At 72.9% G+C, this 6,837-nt stretch carries 7 protein-coding genes and 2 pseudogenes; 6 read left to right on the forward strand and 3 right to left on the reverse strand.

The features are described from left to right. From ABZ749_RS25865 to ABZ749_RS25885, 5 genes are all read left to right on the forward strand, one after another. Positions 1–361 (forward strand): cytochrome ubiquinol oxidase subunit I (locus ABZ749_RS25865; RefSeq protein WP_357232253.1); only part of this gene is annotated, 361 nt, incomplete at its 5' end. 14 nt (positions 362–375) lie between these two features. After that, positions 376–1,374, forward strand: coding sequence for a cytochrome d ubiquinol oxidase subunit II (gene cydB / locus ABZ749_RS25870; RefSeq protein ID WP_355007524.1), 999 nt, complete (start codon positions 376–378; stop codon positions 1,372–1,374). A gap of 175 nt (positions 1,375–1,549) precedes the next feature. Next, positions 1,550–2,737 carry a GNAT family N-acetyltransferase gene (locus ABZ749_RS25875; RefSeq protein WP_357232256.1) on the forward strand — a complete coding sequence of 396 codons (1,188 nt, stop codon included), beginning with the start codon at positions 1,550–1,552 and terminating at the stop codon, positions 2,735–2,737. 65 nt (positions 2,738–2,802) lie between these two features. Next, a complete protein-coding gene (locus ABZ749_RS25880; protein WP_357232259.1) occupies positions 2,803–3,387 on the forward strand; it encodes an RNA polymerase sigma factor in 585 nt (194 codons plus the stop codon). Further along, positions 3,384–4,316, forward strand: a complete 933-nt coding sequence (locus tag ABZ749_RS25885; RefSeq protein ID WP_357232262.1) for a CU044_5270 family protein — start codon at positions 3,384–3,386, stop codon at positions 4,314–4,316. Before ABZ749_RS25880 ends, ABZ749_RS25885 begins: the two co-directional genes overlap by 4 nt. A 232-nt stretch (positions 4,317–4,548) precedes the next feature. Here ABZ749_RS25885 and ABZ749_RS25890 read toward each other — a convergent pair whose 3' ends face one another. Both ABZ749_RS25890 and ABZ749_RS25895 read right to left on the reverse strand, forming a co-directional pair. Further along, positions 4,549–5,232 (reverse strand): hypothetical protein, encoded by a 684-nt coding sequence (locus ABZ749_RS25890; protein WP_357232265.1) that lies wholly within the window; start codon positions 5,230–5,232, stop codon positions 4,549–4,551. An 83-nt stretch (positions 5,233–5,315) separates the two neighbouring features. Further along, positions 5,316–5,777 carry a peroxiredoxin gene (locus ABZ749_RS25895; RefSeq protein ID WP_355007530.1) on the reverse strand — a complete coding sequence of 154 codons (462 nt, stop codon included), beginning with the start codon at positions 5,775–5,777 and terminating at the stop codon, positions 5,316–5,318. A 220-nt stretch (positions 5,778–5,997) separates the two neighbouring features. Here ABZ749_RS25895 and ABZ749_RS25900 point away from each other — a divergent pair. After that, positions 5,998–6,711, forward strand: a pseudogene (locus ABZ749_RS25900) (SDR family oxidoreductase); the annotation flags it as partial. Positions 6,712–6,753: 42 nt separating this feature from the next. Here ABZ749_RS25900 and ABZ749_RS25905 read toward each other — a convergent pair. Next, a pseudogene (locus ABZ749_RS25905) lies at positions 6,754–6,837 on the reverse strand (response regulator); the annotation flags it as partial.

Consider the following 6,837-nt stretch of genomic DNA (forward strand, 5'->3'; position numbering starts at 1 on the left):
GATGACCGACCCGTTCGGCCTCTGTGAACTCACCCGCTCCTTCACCAGCACCGACCACCTGACGGTCATCCCGCAGGTCACCCCGCTGCCGTCGGCCTTCGGCTGGATCTTCACCGAGATGGGCCGCCAGCCGTGGATCGTCTTCGGCGAGATGCTCACCCGCAACGGGGTGTCGCGCAGCGTCTCGCTGGCCGAGGTCCTCACCTCGTTCACCGCGTTCACGCTGATCTACGCCACCCTCGCCGTGATCGAGGTCAAGCTGCTGCTGCGCTACGCCAAGGCCGGCGTACCCGACGTCAGCGAGCAACCTCCCACCGACGACACCGACGACGCCGAGCGCCCGCTCGCCTTCGCCTACTGATCCCGGAGCCCATCGTGGAACTGACCACCATCTGGTTTCTCCTCGTCGCCGTGCTGTTCACCGGGTACTTCATCCTGGAGGGCTTCGACTTCGGCGTCGGCATGCTGCTGCCCGTGCTCGGCCGCGACGACCGGGAACGCCGCGTCCTGATCAACACCATCGGCCCGGTCTGGGACGGCAACGAGGTGTGGCTGATCACCGCCGGTGGCGCCATGTTCGCCGCGTTCCCCGAGTGGTACGCCACCCTCTTCTCCGGCTTCTACCTGCCGCTGCTGCTGATCCTGCTGGCCCTGATCGCCCGGGGCGTCGCCTTCGAGTACCGGCACAAGCGCCCCGAGGCGTCCTGGAAGCGTCGCTGGGACGCGGCGATCGTGGTCGGCTCGCTGCTGCCGGCGATCCTGTGGGGCGTCGCCTTCGCCAACATCCTGCGCGGCGTGCCGCTGGACGCCGACCACGAGTACGTCGGCGGCCTGCTGGACCTGCTCAACCCGTACGCCCTGCTGGGCGGTGCGACCACCCTCGCGCTGTTCCTCACCCACGGCGCGGTGTTCCTCGCCCTGAAGACCACCGGCGACATCCGTGAGCGGGCGGGCGCGCTCGCCGTGCGCCTGGGTGTGGGTGCCGCCGTGCTCGCGGTCGGGTTCCTGACCTGGACGTTGAACATCCGCTCCAGCGCGGCCGCCGTCGTGCTCGCCGTCGGCGCGGCCCTCGCTTTGCTCGGTGGTCTGGCCGCCGCCCGGGTACGCCGGGAAGGCTGGGCGTTCACCGGCACGGCCGTGGCGATCGGCCTGGCGGTGGCGACCCTGTTCGCGGCGCTGTTCCCGAACGTGCTGCCCTCCACCCTGGACGCGGCCGGCACGCTGACGGCTACCAACGCCGCGTCCACCCCGTACACCCTGAAGATCATGACCTGGGTGGCGGTGATCTTCACTCCGGTGGTGCTGGCCTACCAGGGGTGGACGTACTGGGTGTTCCGCAAGCGCATCGGCGTGGCCAACATCCCGCAGCACTGACCGCCGGAAGCGGGGAAATCGCGTCGATCTTGCACTTCCGGTCGTCGATCTGCACGAAATGCCGGTAAAGCCGCGACAGTAACTGCAAGATCGCGCACCAGCCGGGCCGGCGCAGCGCGGGGGCGTCGGGAAAATCGGGCGGTTGGTGGGGGGTGGGTTCGTTTACGGTGTGCCGATGCCCGCCACTGTGCACGTACGCGAACTCACCGCCGACGACCTCGACGCCGCCTGGGAGCTGGGCCGCTTCGCGTTCGGCTCCGACCCGCAGCGCCCGGCGCCCGCGCCGGCGCCGGTGCCCGGCCTGACCCGTTACGGCGCGTTCGACGACTCCGGTCGGCTCGTCGGCAAGGCCGTCGACCTGCACCACGACCAGTGGTGGTCCGGGCGGGCGGTGCCGGCCGCAGACGTGGCCGGGGTGGCCGTCGCCCCCGAGGCCCGTGGTCACGGCGTGGCGCGAGCCCTGCTCAGCGCGCTGCTGCGCGGCGCCCGCGACCGTCAGGCGGCGATCAGCGCGCTTTATCCGACCGTCGCCGCCCCGTACCGGGCCTGCGGGTGGGAGGCCGCCGGGGTGCTGCGCACCGTCGACCTGGCCACCGCCGCGTTGCCCCGGCACCGGCCCGCGTCGCACCTCACCGTCCGGGCCGGTACGCCCGCCGACCTGCCAGCCGTCGACGCCCTGTACGAGCGGGTCACCCGGCACCGCAACGGCATGCTGACCCGCCGGGGTGAGCTGTTCGACGCCGCCGACCGCGGTCTGCCCGGCGACGGGGTCACCCTCGTCGAGGCCGACGGCGAACTGGTCGGTTACGCCATCTGGCAGCGGGGCCGGGGCTACGGGGCGGATTCGGTGCTCACCGTCGACGAGGCCCTCGCTGTCACGCCCGAGGCCGCCCGGGAGATCGTCGGGGTGCTCGGCAGTTGGGCCAGCGTCGCGCCGACGCTGCGGCTGTGCCCGCTCGACGGCGACGCGGTCAGCGTCGTCCTGCCGTTGGAGTCGGCCCGCGACCACGAGCGGGACCTGTGGATGCACCGACCGGTGGACGTCGCCCGCGCGGTGAGCGCGCGGGGGTGGCCCGCCCACGCCCGGGGCGTCGTCGACTTCGCCCTCACCGATCCGCTCGCCGAGTGGAACACCGGCACCTGGAGGCTGACCGTCGCCGACGGCGACGCCGAGCTGACCCGGGTCGTCGGCGAGGCCGACCTGCGGTTGGACGTGCGCGGTTTCGCCCTGCTCTACGCCGGTGCCGCGCAGGCCCGCTCGGTCGCGCAGGCCGGGCTGCTGCACCACAGCCCGGGTGTCGACCCGGGCGCGCTCGACCTCCTGGCCTGCGGCGGGCCCGCGCAGTTGCTCGACTACTTCTGACCGGCGGGCCGATGGTTTCCGTCTCCGAAGTGGGAACTCGGCGGCGGCAGCGGACAGATACAGGTGTGACAGCCGAGATGCGGGCCCGGATCCGGGCCGGAGACTCCGACGCGTTGGGCGAGCTCTTCGACGAGCACGCCGAGGCGGTTCATCGACATGCGCTGTGGAGCGGAAGCGATGCGGCGCACGCCGAGGACGTGGTGTCGCTGACCTTCCTCGAAGCGTGGCGGATCCGCGAATCCCTGCGCCCGGACGGGGACGGTCTGCGGCCGTGGCTGCTCGGGATCGCGACAAACGTCCTGCGCAACCGCCGGCGGGCGGCGCGCCGGCACCGGGAGGCGTTGCGGCGGCTGCCGGTACGCGACACCGTCCCCGACTTCGCCGAGGCGGTGGTCGACCGGATGCACGACGCCGACCAGGTGGCCGCCGCCCTGGCGGGACTGCGGGCGTTGCGCCGCGCCGACCGGGAGGTGTTCCTGCTCTGCGTGTGGTCGCAACTGGACTACGCGGCGGCGGCCGAGGCACTGGGCGTACCCGTCGGGACCGTGCGCTCCCGACTGTCGCGGGCCCGGACCCGGCTGCGGGCGCTGGCGCAGCAGGAGCTGACCGGCACCCGGATGACCCCCGTCGAGCAGGGAGAGTACCGATGAGAGAGCCCACCGCCCTGCCCGTGCCGGCCCTGTCGGCGGTGCGCCGACAGGCACTGCGGCATCATCTGCTGACCGAGGTCCGGCGGCCGTCGCGGCGGCCACGACGGATGCGGGTGCTCGTGCCGGTGGCGGGCGTGCTGACCGTCGCGGTCGCGGCCGGGATGGTCGCCCAACCGTGGTCGCCGGACAGCGCGCCACTGATCGTCCCGGTCGAGCAGGGGGAACGCGTCGGGGCGTCACTGCTGCTCAACCGGATGGCCGCGGTGGCCACCGGCAGGCCGGGGCCACCGCCCGGCGAGGGCGGGTACGTCTACATCAGGAGCCGGGGCGCCTTCGCCGAGCTCGGTGACGGCCCGGCCCGACTGCGACCGGTGCACGAGCGGGAGATCTGGATCCCCCGGCACGAGCGGGGTGACGGCCTGGTGCAGCAGCCGTTCTTCGACGCTCCGATCGTCGGCGTGATCCCGCAGCGAGAGACGCTCACGGACGTGACACCGAACGCGGCGCTGGTCGACCTGCCCGAGGACCCGGACGCCCTGCTGGCGAAGCTGTACCGGGAACGTCAGCAGCGGGGCCGGGGCAACAGCCGCGACGGCGCGGCGTTCACCGCGATCGGCGACATCCTGCGCGAGTCGTTGGTGCCGCCGGTCACGAGCGCCGCGCTCTACCGGGCCGCGGCGAAGATCCCCGGGGTCGAGGTGGTGCGCGGGGTCACCGACGCGGCCGGGCGGCGGGGGATAGCCGTCGCGCACACCGAGCGGAGCCGCCGCGACGAGTGGATCTTCGATGAGCAGAGCTTCGACTACCTCGGTGAGCGCAGCTATCTCGTGGCGGACACCGTCGACGGGCCGGCCGGGACGGTGCTGGGCACGACAGCGGTGCTGCAACGGGCCGTCGTGTCGGAGCTCGGGCAGCGCCCGGCGCGGTAGGGGCCCCGGGGGGCCGGCTCCAGGCTCCGTGTCCTGGATGCCGGCCGCCCGGCGGTGGCGTCCGGTCAGGCCGGGGTCGCCGCCAGCTCGGCGTTCGCGTGTTGGGTGACGATGGTGAGCACCCGCGCTGCCGTGCTGGCCTCGTCGGTGGGGATTCCCGCGTACAGCCGGGCGCTGAGGTCGGCGACGGCGGCGACGACTGTTGCACCACCACAGCCGGCACTGACAGCCCTCAGCGGGCCTCGCGCAGCTCCGCCAGCCGGGCCTCGATCTCGGCCAGCTCGGCGCGCAGCTTCTCGGCCTGCTGCTCCGCCTCGGCCCGCTCGGTGCCGAGAATCTGCTCCACCGCCTCCTGCACCCCCGGCACGTCGACCAGGGCCACCATCTTCAACGCCTCCGCCGGCTTCACCACGTACGGCTTCGCCAACGCCTTGCTGCCCTGCTGCGCGGCGACGGTCCACTCCCCGTCGGCGTACGCCAAGGTCACGGTGAGGCCCGCGGGGCTCTTCGGCTTGACGGCCTTGACCGCCCGCCGCGCCGGCGGCCTCTCCGTCTGCTCCACCTTCGGCTCCTCCTGTCGCTGCGCGGGCACCCGCGGCGTGTCCAACACGAACTCCGGCGCGGCCACCGCCGGCGGCTCGGGATCGGGCTCCGGCTTCGGCTCCACCACCCGACGAGTGACGCCCTTGGGCGCCACGGCCAGGTCGGCGGGGGAGAACGGCAACTCGTCGCGACCGAAGCGCACCACCACGAACTCGTCGGACACCTCCGGGTCGGTCAGGTCGATCACCTGACCGACCTGACCGGCGATCTGCCCCGCCGACGCGGTGAACACCACCCGCGGTTTACGCCCGGCCGCCAACGACTCCCGGATGCTCTGCACCTCGCTAGTGGACAAACCCTGGCCGGCATCCATCACAACCCTCTTCCGTACACCTGTTTGATTGCTGTCTTGATACCAGCCGACTGCGACACCCGCCGCACGGGGCTCACACCCGCTCAGCCGCCCAGCGCCCGCAGCGCCCGGTCCGCGTGCTCGTTCATGCTGACCTCGCTGTGGATCACCTCGATGATCCGCTGGTCGGTGCCGATGACGAACGTCATGCGCTTCATGCTCAACGGTCCCAACGGCACCCGCCGCTTGACCCCGAACTGCTGCGCCACCGCGCCGTCGGCGTCCGACAGCAGCGGATAGTCGAAGCCGTGCAGCTTCGAGAACTCGGCCTGCTTCGCCACCGGGTCGCGGCTGATGCCCACCCGCGTCGCGCCCAGCGCCGTGAACTCCGCCGCGAGGTCGCGGAAGTGGCAGCTCTCCGCCGTGCACCCCCGGGTCATCGCCGCCGGGTAGAAGAACAGCACCACCGGTCCCGCCGCCAGGAACTCCGACAGCCGCCGCGGCGTGCCCGTCTCGTCCGGCAGCTCGAAATCCTGCACCACGTCGCCGACACCCACACCCGCCACCGCGCACCTCCATCGTCTGATCGACCGCGCGGTGAGCGTAAGCGATCACACCCCGAGCGCCGCCAACTCGTCGGCCTGGCGTCGTCCGGCCAGCAGGGACACCCCGCTGTCGCGTCCCGACGCCCGCCGCATGTGACCCTCCTCTCGAGGACCGATCCGCGCCGGTCACGGTAGCGTCGGCACGAGCATCGCCCAGCCGTCAGACTCTCCGGGAGGCACCGTGGCACCCGTCACCGTCATCACCGGCGGCGGCCGGGGCATCGGCGCGGCCACCGCCCGTCGGCTCGCCGCCACCGGTCACCACGTGGCCCTGTGCTACCGCCGCGACGACGCCGCGGCCGCCGCCGTCCTGGCCGACCTGCGGGCCGCCGGCGCACAGGCCATCGCGGTACGCGCCGACACCACCGACCCCGAACAGGTGCACGCCCTGTTCGACGCCGCCGCGCAGCTCGGCCCGCTCACCGGCCTGGTCAACAACGCCGGCGTCACCAGCCTGATCGGACCGTTCACCGAGCTGCGCGTGGAGGACCTGCGCCGGGTCGTCGACGTCAACCTCGTCGGTTACGTCCTCTGCGCCCAGCAGGCCGCCCACCGGCTCACCGACGGTGGGGCGATCGTCAACGTCTCGTCGGCGGCCGCGACCCTCGGCAGCCCGGGGGAGTACGTGCACTACGCCGCCGTGAAGGCCGCCACCGACACCCTCACCGTCGGCCTGGCCAAGGAACTCGCCCCGAAGGGCATCCGGGTCAACGCCGTGGCCCCCGGCATCGTGCGCACCGACATCCACGCCGACTCCGGGGTCCCCGACCGTGCCGACACCGCCGTCGGTCGCATCCCGCTGGGCCGCGCCGGCGAACCCGACGAGATCGCCGCCGCCATCGCCTGGCTGCTCGGCCCGGACGCCTCGTACGCCACCGGGACCGTGCTGCGCGTCGGCGCGCGGAGTGGGGCGGGCGAACTGGACGGTGTCAGGCGCGTCGCGCTGGCTGAACGCGGTCAGGATGATCACCGGGGCGATCCGGGCACCGGCGATACGCTCGGCGGCGGCCAACCCATCCAT

This window comes from Micromonospora sp. NPDC047753, from assembly GCF_040642735.1.
Taxonomy (GTDB): domain Bacteria; phylum Actinomycetota; class Actinomycetes; order Mycobacteriales; family Micromonosporaceae; genus Micromonospora.